This window comes from Bacillus cereus group sp. MG20, assembly GCF_040459885.1.
Taxonomy (GTDB): Bacteria; Bacillota; Bacilli; order Bacillales; family Bacillaceae_G; genus Bacillus_A; species Bacillus_A cereus.
On sequence record NZ_JARVHF010000001.1, the window covers coordinates 5132940 to 5158275 of the forward strand.

Genomic DNA, 25336 nt, shown 5'->3' on the forward strand with positions numbered 1-25336 from the left:
ATTAAGTATTACAGCATGAAGAAAGGAATAATTAGCATGAAAATTTACTAGCAAGTTTATATGTAAGTTTAATAAGAGTCATTATACAGTTTAGCACTTCTCATGCAAGTGGCAAAAAAATAGAGAGAAAACAGGAAGGGAGAGTTATTAATTCCGTAGCTAAACGAAAAGGAATGGTTGCTTACAAGGATTAAGCAAAAAATTGAGGCGATATTTATAACCGATTATCGGTATCTAATATATAAGGAATGCTTTTAGTATTTGTAGCAATTTCTGAAAGGATTAAATGGAGGATTTATGAAAGAACAAAAAGGCAAGAAGCAGAAGACATATATATCTATTCGATTAAATATAATGTTCCTTTGCATATTTGTACTATTCTCAGCTATTATTATGCAGCTAGGAAAGGTACAAATCGTTGAGGGAGAGGCTTATAAGAACCAAGTGGAAAGTAGTCAAAATGCAATAACTAGTATTCCAGTTCCACGTGGACAAATTTTAGATCGAGAAGGGAAAACAGTTGTTAATAATAAATCTCTTCGCACAATTACGTATACAAGGGTGAAGGGAATTACGAGTGAAGATATTTTAAAAACAGCAAAAGACTTGGCGAAAGTACTTGAAATGCCTGAACAAGATATAAATAAATTAACAGATATCGATAAAAAAGATTTTTGGATGCAGTTGAATTCGAAACGTGCGGAGACAAAGATTACTAAGAAAGATATAGAAAAGTTTAAAGAAAAGGGTATAGAGGGAAAAGAGTTAGATAAAAAAATAGAAGACTTAAGACGAGGTCGTGTTACAGAGGTAGAATTAGCAGAATTAACAGCACAAGATTTAAAGGTGTTAGCTATTAAAAGTAAAATGAGTTCAGGTTATCAACTAACACCACAAATCATTAAAAAAGATGTAACAGATGAAGAGTATGCGCGGATAAGCGAAAATCTTGCGAATTTTCCAGGAGTAGATGCAACTGTTGATTGGGAACGTAATTATGTAAACGGTAATTTATTTCGTTCTGTATTAGGAAATATTACGAGTAGTGAAGAAGGATTACCGAAAGAAAATTTAGATTCTTATTTAGTACGTGGATATAACCGTAATGATCGTGTTGGAAAAAGTTATATTGAACAACGATATGAAGATGTATTACACGGCACAAAAGAAGAAGTGAAAAATATTACTGATAAATCAGGAAACATTGTTAGCACAGAAATAATCTCTAAAGGAAAAAGTGGTAATAGTTTAACATTAACGATTGATATGGAATTACAAAAGAAAGTGGAAGAAAGTATAGAGAAAAACTTGAGAGCTTTTAAGAGTTCAGAGCCACTGCTCGATCGAGCTTTTGTTGTCATGACGAATCCAAATAACGGACAAATTTTATCAATGGCAGGCAAAAAGATTGTAGAAAAAGAAGGGGAAATAGAGGTTGAGGATTTGGCATTAGGAAACATGACAACTTCGTATGAGCTAGGGTCAGCTGTAAAAGGTGCTACTTTATTAACTGGATATGAGACAGGCGCAATACATCCAGGAGATCAATTTTATGACGCGCCGATGAAATTTAAAGGTACACAAGCTAAGAAATCGTGGAATGTATCCGGATTTGGTAATATTAATGATTTACGGGCTTTACAAGTATCTTCAAATGTATACATGTTCCAGACAGCTTTAAAAATTGCGGGAGTTAATTACGTACCAAATGGCTCATTGGATATTAAACAAGGTGCATTTGATACGATGCGCTATTATTTCAAGCAATTTGGTTTAGGTGTCCCAACAGGTATTGATTTACCGAATGAAATAATTGGACAAACGAGAAAAGTAGATAGTCAACCTGGATTTTTACTAGATTTTTCTATCGGTCAGTATGATACGTATACGCCGTTGCAATTAGCGCAATATATTTCAACGATTGCGAATGGTGGTTATAGAATGCAACCTCAAATTGTACAAGAAATACGAGAACAATCAATAAAAGAAGAGGTTGGCAAAGTTATACGTTCCATAGAGCCTGTCGTATTAAATCGAATTGATATGAAGAAAGAACATATTGATCGGATAAAAGAAGGGTTTAGATGGGTATTCCAAGAAGGTGATGGAACTGGCGTGAAATATTTCAAAAACGCGCCATATAAACCAGCAGGAAAGACAGGAACAGCCCAAACTGTATATGGTGGAGATGACCCGATTGGTAGAAATGCAAAAGGAGAACGTATGGAATGTTACAACTTAACGTTAGTTGGATATGCTCCATATGATAATCCAGAAGTAGCATTTTCCGTAGTAGTTCCATGGCTTCATGATGATAAAAATGGAATTAATTCTATAATCGGAAAGGAAGTATTAGATGTATACTTTGATTTAAAACAGCAACGTATACATGGTGAAGCTACTAGTACAGGTAGTTCTAAGCAAAATTAGAGTACTTTTCTCAGGGAAAGACCCTGTTCATATAAAGCCATTTATAAGTAAAAAAATGAAATATGAAATAGGAGATAGAGGCGTCGTAGCTACTATCTCTTATTTTGTTAATAACTCTCATACTAGCTATAATTTTTTTAGTTTATGGAACAAATTTGGTTCGGTGATTGTCTATTATGTGTACGTATAAAAAGGTGCTAAAAATTTGGAAGGAATGATGATTTTGAAAAATAAGAGGATGCTAAAAATAGGAATATGCGTTGGTATATTAGGTTTAAGTATTACAAGCCTAGAAGCTTTTACAGGAGGGGCACTGCAAGTTGAAGCGAAAGAAAAGACTGGACAAGTGAAACATAAAAATCAGGCGACGCATAAAGAGTTCTCTCAACTTGAGAAAAAATTTGATGCTCGGGTAGGTGTATATGCGATTGATACTGGTACAAATCAAACAATTTCTTATCGATCTAACGAAAGATTTGCCTTCGCATCAACCTACAAGGCTTTAGCAGCAGGAGTATTACTACAGCAAAACTCAATTGATACATTAAATGAAGTAATCACATTTACGAAAGAAGACTTAGTGGATTATTCACCTGTTACAGAGAAACATGTAGATACTGGAATGAAACTAGGAGAAATTGCTGAGGCTGCTGTTCGTTCAAGTGATAATACTGCAGGGAACATTTTATTTAATAAAATAGGCGGACCTAAAGGATATGAAAAAGCGCTTAGAAAGATGGGGGATCGGGTTACTATGTCTGATCGCTTTGAAACAGAATTAAACGAAGCTATTCCAGGAGACATTCGTGACACTAGTACAGCGAAAGCAATTGCTACGAATCTTAAAGCTTTTACGGTCGGAAATGCACTTCCAGCTGAAAAACGTAAAATTCTTACAGAGTGGATGAAAGGAAATGCTACAGGGGACAAACTTATTCGTGCAGGCGTACCAACTGACTGGGTAGTTGGAGATAAATCAGGTGCTGGCAGTTACGGGACAAGAAATGATATTGCTATCGTTTGGCCTCCGAATAGAGCACCAATTATCATCGCAATTTTATCTAGTAAAGATGAGAAAGAGGCTAGCTATGATAATCAACTCATTGCAGAGGCAACGGAAGTTATAGTTAAGGCTCTTAAGTAATAATCTTTCAATTCTTTATGTAATATAATTAAAAATAAGAACTTGGAAAGCGATTCTTTTTAATGTGAAAAGAATCGCTTTTTTATAAGCATGTAAACTATTTATACCTATGTATTATAAAGATATAATTAATGTAGAAAAGAGGGTGAATAGTTATGGAGAATGACAATCAAGTCTTTTGGAGAACAGATTGTCTTGTTTTGAGAAGGTTTAGTATGGATGACACTAACTACTTTCATTTTTATCGTTCTAATCCAGAAGTGGCTAAATTCCAGTCATGGGTTAATTATCAATATCATGAGGCTAAAACGTTTGTAAATGAACAAGTTAAAAATAATCCTAATCTACCAGGTACTTGGTTCCAGTTCGCAATTGCTTTGGCTGAAAATAACAAAATAATTGGAGATTGTGCACTTCACACACTTGTAAATGAACCTCGCATCGTAGAAATTGGATTTACTCTTTCTCCAGAATATCAGGGGAAAGGCTATGCAACTGAAGCTGTTTGTGCCTTACTGAATTACATATTTCATTCATTACGGAAACATAAAGTGATTGCATTTTCGGACGTTCGAAATAATAAGTCTATTTCTGTACTAGAACGAGTGGGGTTGAGGAGAGAAGGTCATTTATTACAGAATTACATGCTAAAAGGGCAGTGGATTGATGAATATCAATATTCAATATTGAAGTCTGAATGGAATGACGCTACATAATTTTAAAATTTAGAAACAATGAAGGAACTTATTCATGAAATTGATGAAAATGCCTTTGTCACTGTATATGATGTTGCGGAAGTACAAGGCGGAAACTTTAAAAAGCATGATATTCATTAAGGGTATTAACTAAGTTAAATGTTTTATACATAGTTGATTATTGAAAAAGATAAAAAACTCACCACATATAGAGAGACAACTGGTATGTACTAAGATGTACAACGGCAAGATACATAGAACTAAAACTAAGATATTCATACGAACTCAAAAAGCTGAAATTCCTTAACTTGGGAATTTCGGCTTTAATGTTATATGATAGAGTTACGATTAGAACAGAACCGGGCATGTTTACTTCAACAGAGTGATATAAGTTCTTCAGTTCCTAAAATTAGAAACTTGTACTTGATTATCGTAGTTAAATCGATTTCACTTTAAAAGAGAACCGTTAGATAAAAAGAATAATCTATTGAAATGTTTTTGAGAATTGTAGTATTGATGAAGATTTTAGGAGGGAATATGAGCAAGAAGATTAAAAGAAGTATATTACTTATTGCTACATTAGTAGGTTGTAGTATCTTTTTATATTTACAGAACAATTTAATAAGTATAACTGAGGTTAAAATAACCTCTAGTAAAATAACCTCTAGTAAAATACCATCCTCTTTTAAAGGGTATAAAATTCTACAAATTTCAGACTTACACAATAAAAAATTTGGCGATAATCAAGATGTGTTAATTCAAAAAATAAAAAGTATAGACCCAGATATTATTGCGATTACGGGTGATTTAATTGACAGTAAATCATACGATGCAGAAGTTAGTATGCAATTAATACGAGAAATTGTAAAGAAATATCCTGTATATTTTGTGACAGGAAACCATGAACAATGGTCTGGAAAGTATAACAATTTAGAAAAAGAGTTGAAGAAATATGATGTCAATGTTTTAAGGAATGAACATGTAGGCATTCGAAAGGGTGAGCAAGAAATAAACTTGCTAGGTATTGATGATCCAGAGTTTGTTACTGGAAACCGTGATGAAGGAAATATTATAATAGATGAAATTAAAAAAGCGAAAATTGAAATGCAGCCAGATAAATATAATGTATTATTATCCCATCGGCCTGAATTTATAAAGGAATATACGAATGAGAGGTTGGATTTGGTTTTATCGGGACATGCTCATGGAGGGCAAGTTAGATTGCCATTTATCGGAGGATTAGTTGCGCCAAATCAAGGTGTTTTACCTAAATATACAGCGGGTTTATATGTAGAACAAAATACATCAATGGTAGTGAGTAGAGGATTAGGAAATAGTATCATTCCGCAAAGGATTTTGAATAGGCCAGAAATTGTAGTCGTGCAGCTAAATTAAGCTGTACGATTTTTTTTATACAAAAATGAGTAAAGGGGCTTTCTGTATTTTGCAGGAGTAAACATTACAATTTTGTTAAAAATTTTCTACGTTACATAAAGTAACAAAATTTGACCCTCAGTGTTTGTTATAGTGTAAATAATCAAAAAACTTAAAATTTGTCGAGTGAAAATTGTGATAAGTAATTCATATAAAAAACTTAAAGGGGTGTACACATGCATAAAGAATATGAAATTGAAGAATACACGGCGATTGAGGAACAAATCCATTATTATTGTAAATGTTTATTAGTAAGTCATCCTGATCAAATAATAAAGTATTTAGAAAAAAGGTTAGAAAAATATGCAGAAACATTACAATATGCACATTTATATCCTGACACAGTTATTTTACCGTTACAGCAATTAGTTATCGAATATTCTTTAGACGTTGCTAGAATTCGGAAGTATATGAATTTAAAAACGTAAAGTGAAATTTATAGTTTAAATGAAACAGAGTCGACTTTAGGAAATGAAATTCTAATGTCGACTCTGTTTCATTGTTTAATATCGGTGATTGAACATACATACTAATCAACGAAGTTTGACATATAATTAAGCAAGAGTAAAATAAAAGTGAGTACTCACTCATTTTTATTGGAAAAGGAGGATGAAACGTGCAACAACCTTCAATTATTTTACGGACTGTATCAAAAAGTTTTGGAAAAAAAGAAGTGTTACACAATCTTTCATTGCAAGTTGAAAAAGCAGAGATTTTTGGTTTTGTTGGACCTTCTGGATCGGGGAAAACAACGCTCATTAAAATGATTGCAGGTATTAATGAGGCAACGAAAGGTGAAGTGCTTGTTAATAATACTAATATGCCTAATTTAAATGCAATGAAACGAATTGGTTATATGGCCCAGGCGGATGCATTATATGAAGAATTGTCAGCATATGAAAATGCAGATTTTATAGCAACGATGTATGGATTAAAGGGAAAAAGTAAAAAGACAAGAATTGCAGAGGTTTTTGAACTTGTACAATTGTCACAGTATATGAAAAAGCAAGTACAACAATTTTCAGGTGGAATGAAAAAACGCTTATCATTAGCAATAGCACTCCTCCATGAACCAGAAATATTAATTTTAGATGAGCCTACAGTGGGGATAGATCCGCTTCTTAGGAAAACGATTTGGGAAAAATTTTATGATCTTAAAAAGAAAGGCACAACGATTATTGTAACGACGCACATTATGGATGAAGCTGAATTTTGTGAGCGTCTAGGATTAATTAGAGAAGGGAAACTAGTTGCGGTTGGAACAACTGAAGAATTGAAAAAACGCGTGTCATCTGGACGGATTGAAGATGTCTTTTTGTTGGAAGAGGTGGTGTCATCATGAGAGTTACTGGTGTAATCATTCGTATTATTCGCCAATTTTTTCGAGATAAGCGTTCGTTAGCGATGATGTTTGGGGCACCAATGTTATTACTTTGGCTATTATCGCTAGTGTTTACACAAAAAGACTATATACCGCAAATTGCTGTTGTTGATATGCCCGCTCAAATAGTAAAAGTGATGAAAAATCAAGAAGCGTCAATTTATGAATACAGTAAAGAAAACGCGATTTCTGAGTTAGAAAAACAAAAGGTAGATGCAATACTTCGAATAGAGAATGGAAAAATGAAACTTCTGTTGGAAGGTAGTGATTCGTCAAAAAATCGTGCTGTACTTCAAGTATTGCAAAAAAGCACAGAGAAGAATGATGTATCGATTATGAAACCTGAAGTAAATTTTTTACATGGCTCTAAAGACTTTACGATGTTTGATGGGCTTGGTCCTGTATTAATTGGTTTCTTTACATTTTTCTTTGTATTTATATTATCAGGTGTATCCTTCGTAAGAGAACGTTTAAGTGGTACGCTAGAAAGGTTATTATCTACCCCAATAAGAAGATGGGAAATAGTCGCAGGTTATATTATTGGTTTTGGAATCTTTGCCTTTATACAATCCATAATTATCGTAAGTTTTTCCGTTTATATTTTAGATTTATACGTAGCTGGCTCTATATGGCTAACGCTACTTATTACATGTATGCTCTCTTTAACTGCACTAACATTAGGTACGTTTTTATCGGCATACGCAAATAATGAATTTCAAATGATTCAATTTATACCGCTTGTTATTGTGCCACAAATCTTCTTTTCTGGATTGTTTCCAATGGAATCTATGAACAAGTGGCTACAAATGTTAGGGAAAGTATTTCCACTCACATACGGCGCTGACGCAATGAGACAAGTGATGATTCGGAATCAAGGGTTTACAGAGATTGCATTAGATCTTACTGTATTATTCCTTTTTTCAATATTATTTGCAGTAGGAAATGTATTTGCTTTAAAGAAACATCGCAAAATATAATAATGACAAAAAGGAGCTTTATAAATGCAGAAGGATTGGCTGGAGGAATTAATAGCTGCAACTAATACGGATAAAAAAAATGAACGTCAAATGCGAATATTAGAGGCGGCTGTTGATATGTTTGGAGAAAAAGGATACGCTTCAACTTCAACAAGTGAAATTGCAAAACGGGCTGGTGTAGCGGAAGGAACAATCTTCCGCTACTATAAGACGAAAAAAGATTTATTACTAGCGGTCGTAATGCCAACTTTAACTAAGTTCGCTGCACCATTTTTCGTACAAACCTTTGCAAAAGAAATATTTAAATCGGAGTATGAATCATATGAAAGACTTTTAAGGGTTGTAATTCATAATAGGTTTAAATTTGCTCAAAAACACTTTCCTATGATAAAAATATTAATTCAAGAGGTGCCATTCCAACCAGAACTGAAAAATGAAATACAGCAATTAGTAGAAACAGAACTGTTTTCACATTTCAAAAAGTTGATTGTGAAATTTCAAGAAGTAGGGGAAATTATTGAGATACCACCATCTTCCGTACTACGTCTTACTTTATCAGCTGTATTAGGTTTATTATTAACACGATTTTTATTATTGCCTGAAGAAAAATGGAATGATGAAGCGGAAATTGAAAATACGATTCAATTTATATTGTATGGATTAACTCCACGATTTTAATCGTTGAAGTGTGAATTACATACATTACTTTTAAGTAAAAATAAATCGCCTTTAAAAAGGCGATTTATTTTCATTATATATTTTTGATAAATAAGTACTTGTTTACTAAAAACATTCTAAATCAGCGTGTTTCTTTGTCTCTTCTTCTAAGACCTAATAATCCTGCTAGTCCTAATAAACCAAGCCAAGCCCAATTATTATTTTTATCACGATTATCATTTAAATCATTTGTTGTATTTACATTTCGAGTTCTTACATCATTATTAACTCTGTCTAAGTTATTGTCATTTACTCGAGTTGAAATATCAGTGTTATTAACTCTATTCATATTATTTCCATCGTATTCAGCTTGTGTAGATGTACCTAAAAACATAATAGATAGTGCTAAAACACTTAAAATAGATGATAATTTCTTTTTCATAACAATCCCTCCTTTCTTAATCATTAATTTCTCCGAAGCAAGTGTGTATTATTCATTTCACAATATCTAAACCCTCATTAATAAGGCGCACATTTATAGAAAATAGAGTTGAATGATTGTTAATATATCATTGGATATATATTTCTCATAAAAATAAATGAATCAAACTTTGCTTAAAATGTTAATCTTAGTACAATTTATATTATACGGGCTAGCACTAAGGAGGTAATAAGATGCGACAATTTGCAAAACCAACAATCGTCGTAAGTAAATGTTTAGAATTTGATGCTTGTCGTTATAATGGAGAGATGATTCCAGATGTAACAATACGAAATTTGCAGCCATTTGTTACATTTATACCTGTTTGTCCAGAAGTCGAGATTGGATTGGGGACTCCTCGTGAAACGATACGAATTGTAGAAGAAAATGGTGAGAATAGACTTGTGCAACCGTCGACACGAGAAGATGTAACTGAAAAAATGGAGCAGTTTTCAAATGACTTTTTACAAACGATACCGGATGTGGATGGTTTTATTTTAAAGAATCGTTCACCAAGTTGTGGTACGCGTGATGTGAAAATTTATTCTGGTTTTGAAAAAGCGCCAGCAAAGGGAAAAGGATCGGGCTTATTTGGCGGAGCAGTAGTAAAAAAATTTTCGCATCTTCCTATTGAAGAGGAAGGCAGATTGTCGAATTTTATTATTAGAGAGCATTTCTTTACAAGGCTATTTACAATCGCATATTACAAAATGATTAAACATAGTAAAAATATAAAAGACCTTGTATCGTTTCAGTCGGACAATAAATATTTATTTATGGCATATAATCAGGTGAAACAAAAGGAATTAGGGCGTATAATTGCAAATCAAAAAAATGAAAAGATTGAAGTGGTATTTGAAAACTATGAGAAGACTTTATATGAATTATTTATGCGTGCGCCCCGTTATACATCGAATGTAAATGTATGCGAGCACATTTTTGGATATTTTAAAACAAAGTTAAAAAAACAAGAAAAAGATCATTTTATAGAACTGTTACAAAAGTATGCAGAAAAGAAAATACCACTTAGTAGTTTACTTACAATTTTAAAATCATGGGCTATTCGATTTGATGAAAAGTATTTATTAAGACAAACATATTTCGAACCATACCCTGAAGCATTAGTAGAAATTTCTGATTCCGGAAAAGGTAGAGATTATTAAACAATAAATTACATAATTCGACACAAAACCTCCTATGTTGTTGTAGAACAATGTAGGAATTTTTTTGTGCATTAGTACAGAATCTGTTTTAAAATTAAGTTATGACAGAATTGTAGCAATTGTCTAACTAATATTCTTGTCTTTTAAGTTGTTATGTTTGTAGTAGAAACTCGCACGCTGTCGAAACTCAATATTCGATAAGGGGTGTGTAGCGGAATGGAATTTACTCTAACTCGCGAAAAACAAATGATTAAAGAAATGGTACGTGACTTTGCTGAAAAGGAAATCGCACCGAAAGCTGTATATTATGACAAAACTGCAGAGTTTCCATATGAAACATTTCAAAAAATGGGCGAACTAGGATTATTAGGCATCCCATTCCCAGAAGAGTATGGAGGTTCAGGTGGCGATACGGTATCGTATGCGTTAGCAGTTGAAGAAATTGGTCGCGCTTGTGGTGGCACCGGTTTAAGCTATGCTGCAACAATTTCATTAGGTGCTTCTCCAATTTATTATTTCGGTACAGAAGAACAAAAACAAAAGTATTTAGTTCCAATGGCGTCAGGTAAAACATTAGGTGCCTTCGGATTAACGGAGCCGAATGCTGGATCAGATGCAGGTGGTACTCAAACGAAAGCGGTATTAGATGGTGATGAGTATGTAATCAGTGGTGAGAAGTGTTGGATTACAAACGCAGAGTATGCAAATACAATTATTGTAACCGCTGTCAACGGTGTTGAAGAGAATGGTAGAAAACGTATTTCTGCATTTATCGTGCCTACTACTAGTGAAGGATTAACGATTTCAAGTCCTTACGATAAGATGGGTGTTCGTGCTTCTAATACTTGTGAAATCGTACTTGATGGTGTGCGTGTACCGAAAGAAAATATTCTTGGTGATGTAAATAAAGGTTTTAAACAATTTTTATATACACTTGATGGAGGGCGTATTTCAATCGCAGCATTGGCAGTTGGTATTGCGCAATCAGCCTTTGAACGTGCATTGCAATATGCGAAAGAACGTCAACAATTTGGAAAGTCAATCTCTAATTTCCAAGCGATTCAATTTAAATTAGCTGATATGGCGACTGAAGTAGAGCTAGCACGCAATTTAGTACATAAAGCAGCTTGGTTAAAAGATAACGATAAACCTTTCGGCAAAGAAGCGGCAATGGCAAAACTATTTGCATCGGAAGCAGCAAGCCGTATTGCGAATCAAGCAGTACAGATTCATGGTGGATATGGTTATATGCGTGAATATGAAGTTGAACGACATATTCGTGATGCGAAACTATTAGAAATTGGTGAAGGAACTTCTGAAATTCAACGTCTCGTAATTGCTAGACATTTAGGATGTAGATAAAAGGGAGGAATCACTATGTTCCAAAAAATATTAATTGCGAATCGCGGGGAAATTGCTGTTCGTATTATGAAAACTTGTCAAAAACTTGGCATACGCACTGTTGCTATTTATTCTGAAGCAGATGAAAATGCCCTTCATGTGAAGATGGCAAATGAAGCTTACTTAGTAGGTGGACCGCGTGTTCAAGAAAGTTATTTAAACCTTGAAAAAATTATTGAAATAGCTAAGAAGACAAATGCAGAAGCGATTCATCCGGGTTATGGTTTATTATCAGAGAATCCGTCTTTTCCGGTTCGTTGCAAAGAGGAAGGAATCGTATTTATCGGTCCTTCAGAAGAAATCATTACGAAGATGGGAAGTAAAATCGAATCACGTATCGCAATGCAAGCAGCAGATGTCCCAGTAGTCCCAGGTATTACTACAAATATTGAAACTGCTGAAGAAGCAATTGAAATTGCAAAACAAATTGGTTATCCCTTAATGCTTAAGGCATCCGCAGGCGGCGGAGGCATTGGTATGCAGTTGATGGAAACTGAGCAAACGCTCACCAAAGCGTTTGAAAGTAATAAAACAAGAGCGCAAAACTTCTTTGGTAACGGAGAAATGTATTTAGAGCGATATATAGCAGATGCGCATCATATTGAAATTCAGCTTTTAGCAGATACACATGGTAACACAGTGTATTTATGGGAGCGTGAATGTTCGGTACAGCGCCGAAATCAAAAAGTAATCGAAGAAGCACCTTCACCATTTTTAGATGAAGGTACACGAAAGGCGATGGGAGAAGTTGCTGTACAAGCTGCCAAAGCACTTGGCTATACAAATGCAGGTACAGTTGAGTTTCTTGTAGATGATCAGAAGAACTTCTATTTCTTAGAGATGAATACGAGATTACAAGTAGAGCATCCAGTGACAGAAGAAATTACGGGATTAGACCTTGTAGAACAGCAACTCCTTATCGCAAGTGGAGAGAAACTATCATTTACTCAGGATGATGTAAAACGCAGTGGTCATGCCATTGAAGCTCGTATTTATGCAGAGGATCCGAAAACATTCTTCCCATCACCTGGGAAAATTACAGATTTAACATTACCGTCAAATGTACGGATTGATCACTTCTTAGAAAATCATGTAACGATTACACCTTTCTATGATCCAATGATTGCGAAAGTCATTGCACATGGCGAGACTCGTGAAGAAGCAATTTCGAAATTACATGATGCTCTAGAAGAATTAAAAGTAGAAGGTATTAAAACGAACACGCCAATGCTACTGCAAGTTTTGGAAGACGAAGTGTTCAAAGAGGGTATTTATACAACGGGGTTTGTAACGAAACAACTCGTTAAAAAATAAGATTTAACAATATTAAGGGGGAAAAAATGATGACGAAAGTATACGCATCGATGGCAGGAAACGTTTGGAAGATTGTTGTAGGAGTAGGAGATACAGTAGAGGAAGAGCAGGATGTCGTCATTTTGGAATCTATGAAAATGGAAATTCCAATCATTTCAGAAGAAGCTGGCACAGTTATGAAAATTAATGTGCAAGAAGGCGATTTTGTAAATGAAGGAGATGTATTATTAGAAATTGAATAGGGAGATATAGGGGGAAGCGAATTGAAACTACCTAATTTTGCTGTCATTAAAGAAGTCGGGCCACGTGATGGCTTACAAAATGAAAAAAAGATTGTTGGCACAAAAGATAAAGTAAAATGGATTCAACTACTTACAGAAGCAGGATTGTCGTATGTTGAAGTTTCCTCATTCGTTCACCCAAAATGGGTCCCTGCATTAGCAGATGCAAATGATGTATTTTCTGAGCTGAAAAGGGATCCAAATGTTACATATGCTGCGCTTGTTCCGAATCAAAATGGTTTGGAACGAGCTTTTTTGCAAAATGTAGATGAGGTGAATGTTTTTTTATCAGCAAGTGAATCTCATAATAAAAGTAATATTAATAAATCGATTAAAGAAGCATTAGTTGTAATTGAAGATATAACAAAACAGGCATTATTCGAAGGAAAAAAGGTAAGAGGCTATGTTTCTACTGTATTTGGATGTCCTTATGAAGGGGATATAAGTGTTACAGCAGTTGACGAATTATGTAATCAACTATTTTCATACGGCATTTATGAAGTTTCTCTTGGGGATACAATCGGTGTAGCGAATCCATTACAAGTAGAACAAGTATTAGAACATCTATTAAAGAAGTATGATGCTTCGCAGTTTGCAATGCATTTTCATAATACGTATGGAATGGCTCTAGCGAATGTAGTTAAATCATTAGAATACGGTATTACAACGTTTGATAGTTCTTGTGGTGGACTCGGGGGCTGCCCTTATGCACCAGGAGCATCAGGTAATGTTGCTACTGATGACCTAGTACATATGCTCCATAAATTAGGAGTTCAAACGAATATAGACGAAGAAAAGTTATTGCGAGCTAGTCAATTTATTCAAAGTAAGCTAAATATCCAATTACCGAGTCATGTGTATAGAGCGCTTCAACATAAAACGATAAGTAGGTGAGTAGATGCTACAATTACAAAACATTTCCGTTGATTACGTAACACCTCACGTAGTAAAGATTTCGTTAAATCGTGCAAGACAAGCAAACTCATTATCTTTAGCATTATTAGATGAATTACAAACTATATTAACTCAAATAAGTGAAGATTCAAACGCGCGTGTAGTTATTTTGACTGGTGCTGGTGAAAAAGCATTTTGTGCTGGTGCAGATTTAAAAGAGCGTGCCGATATGAATGAAGAACAAGTTCGCCATGCTGTTAGTATGATTCGCACTACTATGGAGATGGTTGAACAATTACCACAGCCAGTTATTGCTGCAATAAATGGAATCGCACTTGGTGGTGGTACGGAATTAAGTTTAGCTTGTGATTTTAGAATTGCTGCTGAATGTGCAAGTCTTGGTCTTACTGAAACGACACTTGCAATTATACCAGGAGCAGGTGGTACACAGCGCTTACCGAGATTAATTGGAGTTGGTAGAGCGAAAGAATTAATTTATACAGGTAGACGTATTTCAGCGCAAGAAGCAAAAGAATATGGTTTAGTAGAATTTGTTGTACCAGCTAATTTACTTGAAGAGAAAGCGATTGAAATAGCAGAGAAAATTGCTAGTAATGGACCTATTGCTGTTCGATTAGCAAAAGAAGCGATTTCAAACGGTATTCAAGTTGATTTACATACCGGATTACAAATGGAAAAACAAGCGTATGAAGGTGTAATCCATACGAAAGATAGATTAGAAGGATTACAAGCATTCAAGGAAAAACGCACACCAACGTATAAGGGGGAGTAAATATGTTAGATCAAAAACAACAATCAAATACATTTGAAGAACGAGTTGAAACGATTAAACAAGGCGGCGCACCAAAATATCATGAACAAAATAAAGCAAAAGGAAAATTATTTGTTCGAGATCGTTTAGCGCTTCTATTTGATAATGGCGAATATGTAGAAGATGCATTATTTGCTAACTGTGAACAAACAGGCTTACCTGCGGACGGCGTTGTAACGGCAACGGGTAAAATACATGGTCGTACTGCATGTGTAATGGCCAATGATTCTACTGTAAAAGCTGGATCGTGGGGATCACGCACAGTTGAAAAGATTTTACGTATTCAAGAAACAGCTGAAAAACTACGTGTTCCGTTATTTTATTTAGTCGACTCTGCTGGAGCACGTATTACAGATCAAGTAGAAATGTTCCCAGGGCGCCGTGGTGCAGGAAGAATCTTCTATAATCAAGTGAAATTATCAGGTAAAGTTCCTCAAGTATGCTTATTATTTGGACCTTCTGCAGCTGGTGGTGCCTATATTCCAGCCTTTTGCGACGTTGTAATGATGGTAGAAGGAAATGCATCTATGTATTTAGGATCTCCTCGTATGGCTGAGATGGTTATCGGTGAGAAGGTAACTTTAGAAGAGATGGGCGGAGCTCGTATGCATTGCTCTGTATCAGGATGCGGAGATGTTTTATGTAAGACAGAAGAAGATGCGATTACACAAGCAAGACAATACATTTCATATTTTCCAAATAACTACTTAGAAAAGACTCCATTGGTTACACCTCAAGAACCGAAACAATTCGATAAAACGTTAGAACAAATCATTCCAGAAAATCAAAATGCTCCTTTCAATATGAAAGATCTCATTAATAGAGTTATTGATGAAGGTTCATTCTATGAAGTAAAAAAATTATTTGCTCAAGAGCTAATTACAGGCTTAGCACGTATTGATGGTAAGCCAGTTGGTATTATTGCAAATCAGCCGCGTATGAAGGGCGGCGTATTATTCCATGATTCAGCTGATAAAGCTGCTAAGTTTATTAATTTATGCGACGCATATCATATTCCATTATTATTCCTTGCGGATGTACCAGGATTTATGATCGGTACAAAAGTAGAGCGTGCTGGTATTATTCGCCACGGTGCAAAAATGATTTCTGCAATGAGTGAAGCAACTGTACCGAAGATTTCTATCGTTGTTCGTAAAGCATATGGTGCTGGTTTATATGCGATGGCAGGTCCAGCATTTGAACCAGATTGCTGCCTGGCATTACCGACAGCCTCTATTGCGGTAATGGGTCCAGAAGCTGCGGTCAATGCTGTATATGCAAATAAAATTGCAGCTTTACCAGAAGAAGAGCGTGCTAGCTTTATTGCTGAAAAACGTGAAGAGTATAAGAAAGATATTGATATATACCACTTAGCATCAGAGATGGTGATTGATGGTATTGTTCATCCAAACAATTTACGTGAAGAGTTAAAAGGACGTTTCGAAATGTATATGAGTAAATATCAAGTATTCACGGATCGTAAACATCCTGTATATCCAGTTTAAAAGCCCTATTTAGGGCTTTCTTGCTCAAAAAGTTAAGGAGGGGAAAATATTGAAACAAGCAGTTTGGTTTCCAACAGAAGAGTACAAGGAAAAAACACGTTTATATAGTTGGATGAAATCATTGGGATATGAAGACTATGAAACTTTTTATAATAAATCTATTGAGGAAACAGCTTGGCTTTGGGGAGAGGCAGAAAAAGCAGTTGGCTATCAATGGATGAAACCTTATACAGAAGTGTTAGATTTAGAAAATGGTACACCGTTTGCACAGTGGTATAATGGCGGAACATGTAACGTTGTAGAATCAGCTTTATCCCGCTGGCTTGCGGATGAAGAGACAAGAATACAGCCAGCACTTCAGTACGAAGGAGAAAATGGAACTTCAAAATCATTTACATATGAAGAGCTTGATAACTGGGTAAGCCGTGTTGCCAATGGTTTGAAACACGCGGGTATTGAAAAAGGTGACCGTGTAACAATTTATATGCCGATGATTCCAGAAACAGTTGTTGCGATGCTAGCTGTAATGAAAATTGGAGCAATTATTTCACCAATATTCTCAGGCTTTGCGTCTGATGCAGTTATGACACGTGTGCAAGCGGCGGGTTCAAAAATGATTATTACTGCAGATGGATTTTCACGCCGCGGTAAAATTGTTTCTTTAAAAGATGAAGTAGATAAAGCTTGTGAACATTGCCCAACTGTTGAAAAAGTTGTTATCGTTCGTCATGCAGGAAATGATTTTACACCACATAACTATGACTTTTCGTGGAGTACGCTAGAAAAAGAAAAACCATTCATACATGCCGAGGAAATGCAAAGTGATGATCCATTAATGCTCATTTATACATCAGGAACGACTGGTAAGCCGAAAGGAACAGTACACACGCATGCAGGATTTCCTTTGAAAGCAGCTTTTGATGCAGGATTTGGAATGAATATTAAACAAGGTGATCGTGTATTATGGGTAACTGATATGGGCTGGATGATGGGGCCGTTTCTATTATTCGGTTCACTCATTAATGGAGCAACGATGGTTATGTACGAAGGTGTTCCAGACTTCCCAGAAGCAGACCGGTTATGGGAGACAGTTGATAAATATGAAATTACTCATCTAGGTATTTCGCCAACGTTAATCCGAGCATTAATGGCAAAAGGTGATGAGTATGTCAATAAACATTCTTTAAAGAGTTTGGAAGTATTCGCATCAACAGGAGAACCTTGGAATCCTGATCCATGGATGTGGCTGTTTGAAACAGTTGGAAAAGGAAATGTTCCAATCTGTAACTACTCAGGTGGAACTGAAATCTCTGGTGGGATTTTCGGTAATGTTCTTATTAAGCCAATCGCACCGATTAGTTTTAACGCATCTTTACCAGGAATGGCAGCTGTCGTGCTGGATGATCAAGGTAAACCAATTCGAGATGAAGTCGGAGAATTATGCTTAGAGAAACCTTGGGTAGGTATGACGAAAAGCTTCTGGGAAGATGATGAACGTTACGTGAACACATATTGGTCGCGTTTTGAAAATAAATGGGTCCACGGTGACTGGGTCATTTACGATGGTGAACAATATATCATCACAGGGCGTTCAGACGATACGTTAAATATTGCAGGTAAACGTATTGGACCTGCTGAATATGAATCTATTCTTGTGAAACATAATGATGTAATCGAAGCTGCTGCAATTGGTGTACCTGACGAAGTAAAAGGTGAAGTTTGTCATTGTTTTGTAGTGTTAAGAGATCATGTAACATTCACAGGAGAATTAAAGAAAGAATTAATGAGTTTAGTAAACTCTCATATTGGAAAAGCGTTGTGTCCTAAAGACATCCACGTTGTAGAAGATTTACCGAAAACACGTAATTCTAAAGTAATGCGCCGTGTTATTAAAGCAGCTTACTTAGGAAAAGAATTAGGTGATTTATCATCGCTTGTAAATCCTGAAGTAGTTCCGTTTATTCAGGGGTTACAGTCTAGTAAATTATAAAGTTAGCAAGGAGTTCTATATAAATAGAGCTCCTTTTTTATGTTTATAAAAAGAGAAGAAGTGAAGTTGATGAAGAAGAAAAATTCTACTATTGGTGTTAAGTATGTCTGTTTTATAATTTTTATTAAAATACGATACTGTGGCATCTTTATTCATTGGAGTAATTAAATTTTGTTAAGGATGAAATTCAATAAAAGCGTTATTTTAATAGATTGTTACGAAATTTAATTTGAAAGGCACATCCAAATGATAAAAAAAGAGCACTATAAAATCAGTGCTCTTTTTATTAGAAATTGCTTAGTTCTTAAAAATAAAATTATTACGGACAATTCACAATGGTAATAATGACGCTAGCCATTGTTCCAGGAGAATCAAGAAGTGAAGCAGTAACGGTTACTGTTCCAGGCCCATTAGCGGCCAGAAATACAGCGGTAAAGTTACCTGAGGCATTGGTAATGACAGCAAGAGGAACCATGAAAGCAAGAAATGGGTTACTAAATGAAAAACTGACCACTACCCCTGGAGTAGGACTACCGTTTACTAATACTTGACCCGAAAAAAATAAAGTATTATTTCCTTGAGTGGATACACATGCTGTGGTTTCGTTAGAAGTCAAGGTAATAGATGCAGGTCCAGCAGGAAGATTAAATCCAGTTGGCCCAGTTGGCCCAGTTGATCCGGTTGATCCGGTTGATCCGGTTGGTCCAGTTGATCCGGTTGATCCGGTTGGTCCAGTTGATCCGGTTGATCCGGTTGATCCGGTTGGTCCAGTTGATCCGGTTGATCCGGTTGGTCCAGTTGATCCGGTTGATCCGGTTGATCCGGTTGGTCCAGTTGATCCGGTTGATCCGGTTGGCCCAGTCGGTCCAGTTGATCCGGTTAATCCAGTAGCTCCTGTAGAACCGGTGGGACCGGTAGGGAATTGAAAAGGTTGAACAGGTGGAAGTGTAGGTCCAATAGAACCCGGATTAAGTGCAGCAAAAGATAAAAATTCGTCCATTATTTATCACCTCTAAAAATCGTATTACTAATAGTAAATGTAATGATAGAGCAAAGTGAAACAGACAAGCGGTTGTATTTTAACAAATTAAACAAAGTAGTTATATGATAGAAAGAGAGATTAGTATGATTCCTTTAGAAATTAAATATAAAAAGGCGATTATCTTCAAATCGCCTTTTAGGTAATGCCGTGTAATTTTATTCAGTTATTTGAAATATAGTTTCATTTTGTTTGGAAAATCCATACAGTTTCCTTGCGAATTTTAAAATTTCTTCTTCACTACTTGTTAAAGCCTTGACATCCTTGTTAAGGGAATGACCATCCTTCTTTACAGAAGATAATTTTTGTTGTTCCATATTAAGTGTGATTTGTTTTTCTTTAATCATTTCTTGTTGGTTATTCAGAGAATATTGGAGGACAAAAATTATAGGCAATATAAAAGCCAAAGTAGTTATAATACGGCGTCTTGTTTTTTTAATACTACCTTGTTGGGTAGTATGATTCACTTGCTGTGAGGGTATATTAGGATTTGATTGGTGTGATGATACTTTTGGGATGTTTCCCATTAAAATGCCTCCATTACTGATTGTCGAATTTAAACCTTTTAAAAGTATTATAAATGTTCAATAGGGATTTTAGAAGATATTTTAATATAGGAGAGTTTGTAAAATTTAAAAAATCTTTATTTAAATAAAAGAAACCCCGATTATCTGTGGGGCTCCTGAAGATAATGAAAGTACTCGACTAATTAAAGAATCCATGAATTTTTTGGTGAAAATGCCGGTAAATTCGTCTGAATTAATGAGAGCATCTAAAGCTTTATACGTACGTGAAGTAATTAAAAATCGATTTATAAGAGTTAGCTTGTCTTTTCTTAATACCCCACTTAATCAGTAAATATATATGTCTGTTGAAATCTTTACGTGTTCATTGACAAAAAGCTGACTATATTCAGTCAGCTTTTTGTATAATACATTCTAGTATTTATTGGTTCCAAAAGATATATTCTTTCCTTTAAGTTGACATCAAAAATATTACCAATTTTTTCTTTTACAATGGCAACAAATAAAGAAAAATTTACAACGACACTTATTTCGTTTAAAACTCCAATCATCATCACGATGACACTTTTCTTTAGATTTCCACCAATCATCATTACAATGTTTTTCCTGAGAACTCCAATCGTCATCACAATGACACTTTTCTTTAGATTTCCACCAATCATCATTACAATGCTTTTTCTGAGAACTCCAATCATCATCACAATGATGCTTTTCTTTAGATTTCCACCAATCATCACAACAATGCTTTTTCTGAGAACTCCAGCAATCATTTTTCCAAGACATTCATTTCTACCTCCTTTCAATAGTGTTCATATTATTCTATGTTTTAATAAAAAAATGGCTTGTTTATTAACCTACTATTTTATCTTTATATGATAGAGTGTTTTCTACTCGATATAGAGTTCATACAAACTATGCTAATTTTTAAGAGATAGTGGAGAGAACTACTACTAGTTATGGTGTTTTCCAATAAACATTTGTTGAAGAAAGCGTTCTGATTACATATAATATCTTATTTTCGAGTACGCTTTTTTAAATGTATATTTCACAATGAAAAATGGGAAATCCACAAATAAAGTCTATGTATATGTGAGTTAATGGGAAAATCTAGTGTGTTTTTAAGGGGCATCTTATTAAAAGAAAAAGATTTGTTTTAGAAAGTGGTGTCCAAACATTAAATGGAGTAGGACTAAATTCACGGCCGCTCATTAAACAAGATTTTAATTAGGAGAAGTCTGTTTTTATAATGAATAATGAAAAGAAGGTTTGGTACAATTGTTTGTTTTTTTCTTTTTATGTGTTTGCCTCGTACCCTTTTAAGCTAGTGGACATACTTTACTAATAGAAAGGATTAGGGGGTGAGGTATTGGGTTCTCGATTTAATAATTGTAAAAAGAAGTGTACATGTAAACAAGATGATTGTTGGGAAGTATTCGAAGAGTGTAAAAAAGAACAGCATGAGAAATGTGATAATTCTTGTGTACAAGGAATTAGAGATGAACTTAAGAAATTAATTAATCGAACAGTTCAAATTAATACAGAGGGACGTACTTATGTAGGTACTGTTTCGTCTGTAAGTTGTGATGTAGTTAGGCTTGCGGCTATTCCTGGATCGGTTGGAGTAATTATTTCCATTTGTAAAATTGAAGCAATTTTCCCACCTGTTACAACGGTTACTGCTGACTTTGATTTTAATGGTATTGATGTAGCAAACAAAGCATAATTATGCTGCTTTTTTGTAAAGCCATTCACATGAATGGCTTTATTTTAATTTCATATAAAAGGAGAATATATTCTTTATATAGAAATAAGTTTGAGGTTATAAAGTATGATGTACGAAAGGAGCATGGAATTGATTAAACTAAAAACCTTTAAAAAATCTGATTTTAAACAATTAATAAATTGGATTAATTCTGAAGAATTTCTAATACAATGGTCAGGAAATGCCTTCACATTTCCCTTAGACGAACAGCAATTAGAGAAGTATATAGAAAGTGCAAATACACTCGCTTTCAAAGTGGTAGATGAAGAGACTTCAGACGTTATTGGTCACATTTCGCTTGGGCAAATAGATAATATTAATAATTCGGCTAGAATTGGAAAAGTATTAGTTGGTAATACGAAGATGCGAGGACATTCTATAGGAAAACATATGATGAAAGCAGTACTTCATATTGCTTTTAAAGAATTAAAACTACATAGAGTAACTCTTGGTGTGTATGATTTTAATACATCGGCCATTTCATGTTACGAAAAAATAGGGTTTGTAAAAGAAGGCTTATTAAGAGAGTCAAAAAGAGTAGGAGAAACGTATTGGAATTTATGGGAAATGAGTATGTTAGAATATGAATGGAAGAAGTAGCAACTATAGTATTTTATAATTATATTATGTTAACAAAAGGGGCTTGGTGGGTATAGTGGATAATAAAACAAAAATAATCTCAATTGCAGCTGTTTCGGGGGGAGGTAAAACTACAATTACAGAAAGATTAAAGCATAAGTTTAAAAACTCAAAAGCTCTATATTTTGATAGTTACACATTTGATAAATCTCCTGCTGATATTTGTAAATGGATTGATGATGGGGCGAATTACGACGAGTGGGTATTAACACCATTAATTCATGATATTGAGCAACTTATACAAAATAATACCTTAGACTATATTATTGTAGATTATCCTTTTGCATACTTAAATAGTGAGATGCGAAAATTCATTGATGTAACTATATTTATTGATACGCCTTTAGATATTGCGATGGCTAGAAGGATTTTGCGAGATTTTAAGGAAGGTACAATAGATGAAATACATAATGATTTGGAACATTACATGACATATGCGAGAAAAGCTTATTTAGAGGCAATTCATACTGTTAAGCCGAATTCAGATATCATATTAGATGGTTCTTTATCTGTAAGTGAAATAATTAATCACGCTGTCGAGGAACTTGGCCGAAGAGAAGTGATTGTCAATGGTTAAATGTATAACAGATGCTGTTAGGTAGATAATTAAATTAAGGGAGAGATAAATGTGTACACTTTATTTCAATATAATTGGCAAGTAAGAGATGATTGGTTTAAGTGGTGTGAACAACTTTCAGAGGAAGATTTACTTAGCAAACTAGGGGTATGTTAAAAACATGATTTCATATTGTAGATGTAGAGTATAGTTGGATTAGTGCTCTTCAAGGATAAGAAGATAGAGAACCGCAATTTAAAGATTATCAATCGATTCAAAAAGTGAAAGCGTGATCTGATTTATATAAACGAGAACTTGAAGTTTTTTTGCAGTCATGATCATCTAGCCTAGAATGCTAGCACACTTAAAATAAGCCGTATAAAAAGTTAATCATTGGTGCTTTGATTCTATAACGTCGGCGAAATAAATAGTGTGAAGGACAGATATTCTAACAAGTATTTTATGTAACGTTCGTATATTTAAATTTTCTTGTAATTAACCGAATTCTAATTTTTTAGAAACGGATAATGAGGTAGGGGTGTTGATCTTTTTTATTGAATAAAATGGATTGATTTTTCGGATTTTCATTACAAAATAAAAATTTAAATTTTGTTAGTTGTTAAAAAAAAGATGAGAAGAAAATAGAAAAAGAGGGCTAATGCCCGCTTTTTCTTTTAATTTGGTAATTAATCACAGATTGGTATCCCAAGCACTCTTAGAGCTAATGCTACTTGAAGGGAAATCTCTAATCTAGCAATTTCAATACCAGCTACTGAAAGAACTAAAAAAGGTTGTCCGTTTACAAATACAACGCAACTATCCATAGTTAAACCTCCTTTCTAGTAATCTACTATAGTATATGAATAGAACTTTAAAATGTAATAGTTAAATTGTTGGATTTAATAGAATTAATAGATTAACCCATTTAAACTAAACAAACGAATACAACGAAAGGAAAGAGAGATGGATGTATGCCTCAAAAAACATAGGTTTTAAGACATGTAATCGTACATGAAATCCATCATATTGGTCAGCTATCTATATGGGCGAGGGAGTTAAACTTGCAACCAGTTTCAGCAAATTTGATTGGAAGAGGATGATAGAATTAGAAACCGACTTGCATCTCAAGCGCAAGTCGGTTTTTATATATAAGAAGATTTCTTAATTGAAATCCTCGGATTTTTTCTGACGTATATGTAAAAACATTAAGGTGGTAATGATTAAGAAAATCATTATAGTTTGTATAATTAAGTTTTTAAACTGAAGCAATATTGTCCAAGATGTAAGGGTGTCTTTAAAAGCTTGGAGTGCAGAGTACGAGGAAGGATCAAAACCATACTGTAGCAACTTTTTTGTTTCAATAAATGAGATGTTTTCTTCATCTGCATCTAATATTACTGAAATTAGTCTAGTATCTCCTAGTTTTGCTGTACTGACAAAACTATAATTACCGTTAGTTGAAAAACTAGTTTGTAAGCCATCAACACCTTGAAGTTTAATGTTTTCATTAAGGGAATATATCATTTTATTCGTATTGAAAACCTGGGAATCTTTGAAGGTAAATTGGTAAGAGGTTAGTTTCGTAATATTCAATACATCTGGAAAATCTTTTACTAATCGTGCAGCTAGTTTAGCTGCGTCTATTGCTGTTGTAGTTGATTGTTTATTTGTATCATGATTAATTCCAGTAGAGTTTAGAAATGGAGATGGTTGTAATAACTGTAGTTCTTTTGCTTTTTTATTCATTAATATTGTAAAGTTATCTTCAGTTCCAGCAATGTGTTCTGCTAGAGCGAGTGCAGAACGATTATTCCCTGCCAGTAGCAATGCATGAAGTAAATCACGAACCGTTGTTTTATCATTCGATGTTACTTGTATAGGGCTTGTTTCTACTCGGAAAACTTCGTTACTTATTTGTACGAAGTCATCTAACTGTATTTTTCTATCATTTAGTTGTTCCAATACGATATATTCCGTCATTAATTTAGATAAAGTAGCTGATTGTTGTACTGGGGTTTCTTCATTTTTTTTATAAACAATTTCACCTGAATTAGCATTTATTAAAATAGCTGATTTAGCTTGAATAATCGGACCATTTACATAAAGGTAAAAATATAAAACGATAAGTGCAGTAATGAAAAAAGATAATAATAAAATAGCGAATTTTTTTAAGAATTGCATAAGTGATCCTCCTATTATGACATCAATAATAGTATTGTAAAAAGGAATGCTTAATT

The 25336-nt window shown here is 34.3% G+C and carries 26 protein-coding genes and 4 pseudogenes; 24 read left to right on the top strand and 6 right to left on the bottom strand.

Features of this window, described 5'->3' with window-relative positions; translation table 11 throughout:
- The first annotated feature begins 297 nt into the window (after positions 1–297).
- The 9 genes and pseudogenes from QCI81_RS26245 to QCI81_RS26285 all read left to right on the top strand — a co-directional run bounded on the left by QCI81_RS26245 (position 298) and on the right by QCI81_RS26285 (position 8739).
- Positions 298–2430: a peptidoglycan D,D-transpeptidase FtsI family protein gene (locus tag QCI81_RS26245; RefSeq protein ID WP_071730011.1), complete on the top strand. Its 2133-nt coding sequence runs from the start codon at positions 298–300 to the stop codon at positions 2428–2430.
- Positions 2431–2647: 217 nt separating this feature from the next.
- Complete coding sequence (bla, locus tag QCI81_RS26250; protein WP_002152885.1) at positions 2648–3574, top strand: class A beta-lactamase Bla1; 927 nt, start codon at positions 2648–2650, stop codon at positions 3572–3574.
- 155 nt (positions 3575–3729) lie between these two features.
- The gene (locus QCI81_RS26255) at positions 3730–4290 is read left to right on the top strand and encodes a GNAT family N-acetyltransferase (protein ID WP_048656286.1); all 561 of its coding nucleotides are present in this window, start codon (positions 3730–3732) and stop codon (positions 4288–4290) included.
- An 18-nt stretch (positions 4291–4308) separates the two neighbouring features.
- A pseudogene (locus tag QCI81_RS26260) lies at positions 4309–4410 on the top strand (DUF2179 domain-containing protein); the annotation flags it as partial.
- Positions 4411–4806: 396 nt separating this feature from the next.
- Positions 4807–5664 (top strand): metallophosphoesterase, encoded by an 858-nt coding sequence (locus tag QCI81_RS26265; RefSeq protein WP_071730012.1) that lies wholly within the window; start codon positions 4807–4809, stop codon positions 5662–5664.
- A gap of 215 nt (positions 5665–5879) precedes the next feature.
- Positions 5880–6131: a hypothetical protein gene (locus QCI81_RS26270; RefSeq protein ID WP_000548621.1), complete on the top strand. Its 252-nt coding sequence runs from the start codon at positions 5880–5882 to the stop codon at positions 6129–6131.
- Positions 6132–6319: 188 nt separating this feature from the next.
- Positions 6320–7045 (top strand): ABC transporter ATP-binding protein, encoded by a 726-nt coding sequence (locus tag QCI81_RS26275; protein ID WP_071730013.1) that lies wholly within the window; start codon positions 6320–6322, stop codon positions 7043–7045.
- Positions 7042–8061, top strand: a complete 1020-nt coding sequence (locus QCI81_RS26280) for an ABC transporter permease (RefSeq protein ID WP_071730014.1) — start codon at positions 7042–7044, stop codon at positions 8059–8061. Before QCI81_RS26275 ends, QCI81_RS26280 begins: the two co-directional genes overlap by 4 nt.
- A 24-nt stretch (positions 8062–8085) precedes the next feature.
- Positions 8086–8739: a TetR/AcrR family transcriptional regulator gene (locus QCI81_RS26285; RefSeq protein WP_044306561.1), complete on the top strand. Its 654-nt coding sequence runs from the start codon at positions 8086–8088 to the stop codon at positions 8737–8739.
- Positions 8740–8860: 121 nt separating this feature from the next.
- Here the strand turns inward: QCI81_RS26285 and QCI81_RS26290 are convergent, their stop codons facing one another.
- Positions 8861–9160: a WGxxGxxG family protein gene (locus QCI81_RS26290; protein ID WP_000728157.1), complete on the bottom strand. Its 300-nt coding sequence runs from the start codon at positions 9158–9160 to the stop codon at positions 8861–8863.
- Between the two features lie 233 nt (positions 9161–9393).
- Here QCI81_RS26290 and QCI81_RS26295 point away from each other — a divergent pair, with 233 nt between their 5' ends.
- From QCI81_RS26295 to QCI81_RS26340, 10 genes are all read left to right on the top strand, one after another.
- On the top strand, positions 9394–10362 hold the full coding sequence (locus QCI81_RS26295; protein ID WP_044306560.1) for a YbgA family protein: 969 nt from the start codon (positions 9394–9396) through the stop codon (positions 10360–10362).
- 216 nt (positions 10363–10578) lie between these two features.
- Positions 10579–11724: an acyl-CoA dehydrogenase gene (locus QCI81_RS26300; RefSeq protein WP_000397282.1), complete on the top strand. Its 1146-nt coding sequence runs from the start codon at positions 10579–10581 to the stop codon at positions 11722–11724.
- A gap of 15 nt (positions 11725–11739) precedes the next feature.
- The gene (locus QCI81_RS26305; RefSeq protein WP_000486742.1) at positions 11740–13077 is read left to right on the top strand and encodes an acetyl-CoA carboxylase biotin carboxylase subunit; all 1338 of its coding nucleotides are present in this window, start codon (positions 11740–11742) and stop codon (positions 13075–13077) included.
- A 26-nt stretch (positions 13078–13103) separates the two neighbouring features.
- On the top strand, positions 13104–13319 hold the full coding sequence (locus QCI81_RS26310) for an acetyl-CoA carboxylase biotin carboxyl carrier protein subunit (RefSeq protein WP_001987345.1): 216 nt from the start codon (positions 13104–13106) through the stop codon (positions 13317–13319).
- A 21-nt stretch (positions 13320–13340) separates the two neighbouring features.
- Positions 13341–14252, top strand: coding sequence for a hydroxymethylglutaryl-CoA lyase (mvaB, locus tag QCI81_RS26315; protein ID WP_000775436.1), 912 nt, complete (start codon positions 13341–13343; stop codon positions 14250–14252).
- Positions 14253–14256: 4 nt separating this feature from the next.
- Entirely contained in the window at positions 14257–15045 is a 789-nt protein-coding gene (locus QCI81_RS26320) for an enoyl-CoA hydratase (protein WP_069355611.1), read from the top strand.
- A 2-nt stretch (positions 15046–15047) separates the two neighbouring features.
- The gene (locus QCI81_RS26325) at positions 15048–16589 is read left to right on the top strand and encodes an acyl-CoA carboxylase subunit beta (RefSeq protein WP_000886755.1); all 1542 of its coding nucleotides are present in this window, start codon (positions 15048–15050) and stop codon (positions 16587–16589) included.
- A 49-nt stretch (positions 16590–16638) separates the two neighbouring features.
- Positions 16639–18579, top strand: a complete 1941-nt coding sequence (locus QCI81_RS26330) for an AMP-binding protein (RefSeq protein WP_071730016.1) — start codon at positions 16639–16641, stop codon at positions 18577–18579.
- A gap of 335 nt (positions 18580–18914) precedes the next feature.
- Positions 18915–19130: a hypothetical protein gene (locus tag QCI81_RS26335; protein ID WP_071730608.1), complete on the top strand. Its 216-nt coding sequence runs from the start codon at positions 18915–18917 to the stop codon at positions 19128–19130.
- Positions 19131–19175: 45 nt separating this feature from the next.
- Entirely contained in the window at positions 19176–19505 is a 330-nt protein-coding gene (locus tag QCI81_RS26340; protein WP_353810924.1) for a hypothetical protein, read from the top strand.
- Between the two features lie 17 nt (positions 19506–19522).
- Here the strand turns inward: QCI81_RS26340 and QCI81_RS26345 are convergent.
- From QCI81_RS26345 to QCI81_RS26355, 3 genes and pseudogenes are all read right to left on the bottom strand, one after another.
- Positions 19523–19579, bottom strand: a pseudogene (locus QCI81_RS26345) (exosporium leader peptide-containing protein); the annotation flags it as partial.
- Positions 19580–19776: 197 nt separating this feature from the next.
- Positions 19777–20145, bottom strand: a complete 369-nt coding sequence (locus QCI81_RS26350) for an FtsB family cell division protein (RefSeq protein WP_071730597.1) — start codon at positions 20143–20145, stop codon at positions 19777–19779.
- 389 nt (positions 20146–20534) lie between these two features.
- Entirely contained in the window at positions 20535–20912 is a 378-nt protein-coding gene (locus QCI81_RS26355; protein WP_081366306.1) for a hypothetical protein, read from the bottom strand.
- A 596-nt stretch (positions 20913–21508) separates the two neighbouring features.
- On the opposite strand from QCI81_RS26355, the gene QCI81_RS26360 reads away from it, so the two are divergent.
- The 4 genes and pseudogenes from QCI81_RS26360 to QCI81_RS26375 all read left to right on the top strand — a co-directional run.
- Positions 21509–21865, top strand: coding sequence for a hypothetical protein (locus QCI81_RS26360; RefSeq protein ID WP_000535577.1), 357 nt, complete (start codon positions 21509–21511; stop codon positions 21863–21865).
- A gap of 105 nt (positions 21866–21970) precedes the next feature.
- Positions 21971–22504, top strand: a complete 534-nt coding sequence (locus QCI81_RS26365) for a GNAT family N-acetyltransferase (protein ID WP_071730593.1) — start codon at positions 21971–21973, stop codon at positions 22502–22504.
- Positions 22505–22550: 46 nt separating this feature from the next.
- Positions 22551–23120 carry a nucleoside/nucleotide kinase family protein gene (locus tag QCI81_RS26370; RefSeq protein ID WP_000513265.1) on the top strand — a complete coding sequence of 190 codons (570 nt, stop codon included), beginning with the start codon at positions 22551–22553 and terminating at the stop codon, positions 23118–23120.
- 51 nt (positions 23121–23171) lie between these two features.
- Positions 23172–23389: pseudogene (locus tag QCI81_RS26375) on the top strand (DinB family protein); the annotation flags it as partial.
- Between the two features lie 396 nt (positions 23390–23785).
- Here QCI81_RS26375 and QCI81_RS26380 read toward each other — a convergent pair.
- Positions 23786–23923 carry a DUF3956 domain-containing protein gene (locus QCI81_RS26380; protein ID WP_000376554.1) on the bottom strand — a complete coding sequence of 46 codons (138 nt, stop codon included), beginning with the start codon at positions 23921–23923 and terminating at the stop codon, positions 23786–23788.
- A gap of 165 nt (positions 23924–24088) precedes the next feature.
- On the opposite strand from QCI81_RS26380, the pseudogene QCI81_RS26385 reads away from it, so the two are divergent.
- A pseudogene (locus QCI81_RS26385) lies at positions 24089–24199 on the top strand (DinB family protein); the annotation flags it as partial.
- A gap of 61 nt (positions 24200–24260) precedes the next feature.
- On the opposite strand, the gene QCI81_RS26390 reads toward QCI81_RS26385, so the two are convergent.
- Positions 24261–25280, bottom strand: a complete 1020-nt coding sequence (locus QCI81_RS26390) for a D-alanyl-D-alanine carboxypeptidase family protein (RefSeq protein ID WP_071730591.1) — start codon at positions 25278–25280, stop codon at positions 24261–24263.
- Positions 25281–25336 lie beyond the last annotated feature (56 nt).

Coding starts and splice junctions, on each gene's coding strand:
- QCI81_RS26245 (WP_071730011.1), top strand. CDS start 298: ATGAAAGAACAAAAAGGCAAGAAGCAGAAGACATATATATCTATTCGA.
- bla (WP_002152885.1), top strand. CDS start 2,648: ATGATTTTGAAAAATAAGAGGATGCTAAAAATAGGAATATGCGTTGGT.
- QCI81_RS26255 (WP_048656286.1), top strand. CDS start 3,730: ATGGAGAATGACAATCAAGTCTTTTGGAGAACAGATTGTCTTGTTTTG.
- QCI81_RS26265 (WP_071730012.1), top strand. CDS start 4,807: ATGAGCAAGAAGATTAAAAGAAGTATATTACTTATTGCTACATTAGTA.
- QCI81_RS26270 (WP_000548621.1), top strand. CDS start 5,880: ATGCATAAAGAATATGAAATTGAAGAATACACGGCGATTGAGGAACAA.
- QCI81_RS26280 (WP_071730014.1), top strand. CDS start 7,042: ATGAGAGTTACTGGTGTAATCATTCGTATTATTCGCCAATTTTTTCGA.
- QCI81_RS26285 (WP_044306561.1), top strand. CDS start 8,086: ATGCAGAAGGATTGGCTGGAGGAATTAATAGCTGCAACTAATACGGAT.
- QCI81_RS26290 (WP_000728157.1), bottom strand. CDS start 9,160: ATGAAAAAGAAATTATCATCTATTTTAAGTGTTTTAGCACTATCTATT.
- QCI81_RS26295 (WP_044306560.1), top strand. CDS start 9,394: ATGCGACAATTTGCAAAACCAACAATCGTCGTAAGTAAATGTTTAGAA.
- QCI81_RS26300 (WP_000397282.1), top strand. CDS start 10,579: ATGGAATTTACTCTAACTCGCGAAAAACAAATGATTAAAGAAATGGTA.
- QCI81_RS26305 (WP_000486742.1), top strand. CDS start 11,740: ATGTTCCAAAAAATATTAATTGCGAATCGCGGGGAAATTGCTGTTCGT.
- QCI81_RS26310 (WP_001987345.1), top strand. CDS start 13,104: ATGATGACGAAAGTATACGCATCGATGGCAGGAAACGTTTGGAAGATT.
- QCI81_RS26320 (WP_069355611.1), top strand. CDS start 14,257: ATGCTACAATTACAAAACATTTCCGTTGATTACGTAACACCTCACGTA.
- QCI81_RS26325 (WP_000886755.1), top strand. CDS start 15,048: ATGTTAGATCAAAAACAACAATCAAATACATTTGAAGAACGAGTTGAA.
- QCI81_RS26335 (WP_071730608.1), top strand. CDS start 18,915: ATGGTAATAATGACGCTAGCCATTGTTCCAGGAGAATCAAGAAGTGAA.
- QCI81_RS26350 (WP_071730597.1), bottom strand. CDS start 20,145: ATGGGAAACATCCCAAAAGTATCATCACACCAATCAAATCCTAATATA.
- QCI81_RS26355 (WP_081366306.1), bottom strand. CDS start 20,912: ATGATTGCTGGAGTTCTCAGAAAAAGCATTGTTGTGATGATTGGTGGA.
- QCI81_RS26365 (WP_071730593.1), top strand. CDS start 21,971: ATGATGTACGAAAGGAGCATGGAATTGATTAAACTAAAAACCTTTAAA.
- QCI81_RS26380 (WP_000376554.1), bottom strand. CDS start 23,923: ATGGATAGTTGCGTTGTATTTGTAAACGGACAACCTTTTTTAGTTCTT.
- QCI81_RS26390 (WP_071730591.1), bottom strand. CDS start 25,280: ATGCAATTCTTAAAAAAATTCGCTATTTTATTATTATCTTTTTTCATT.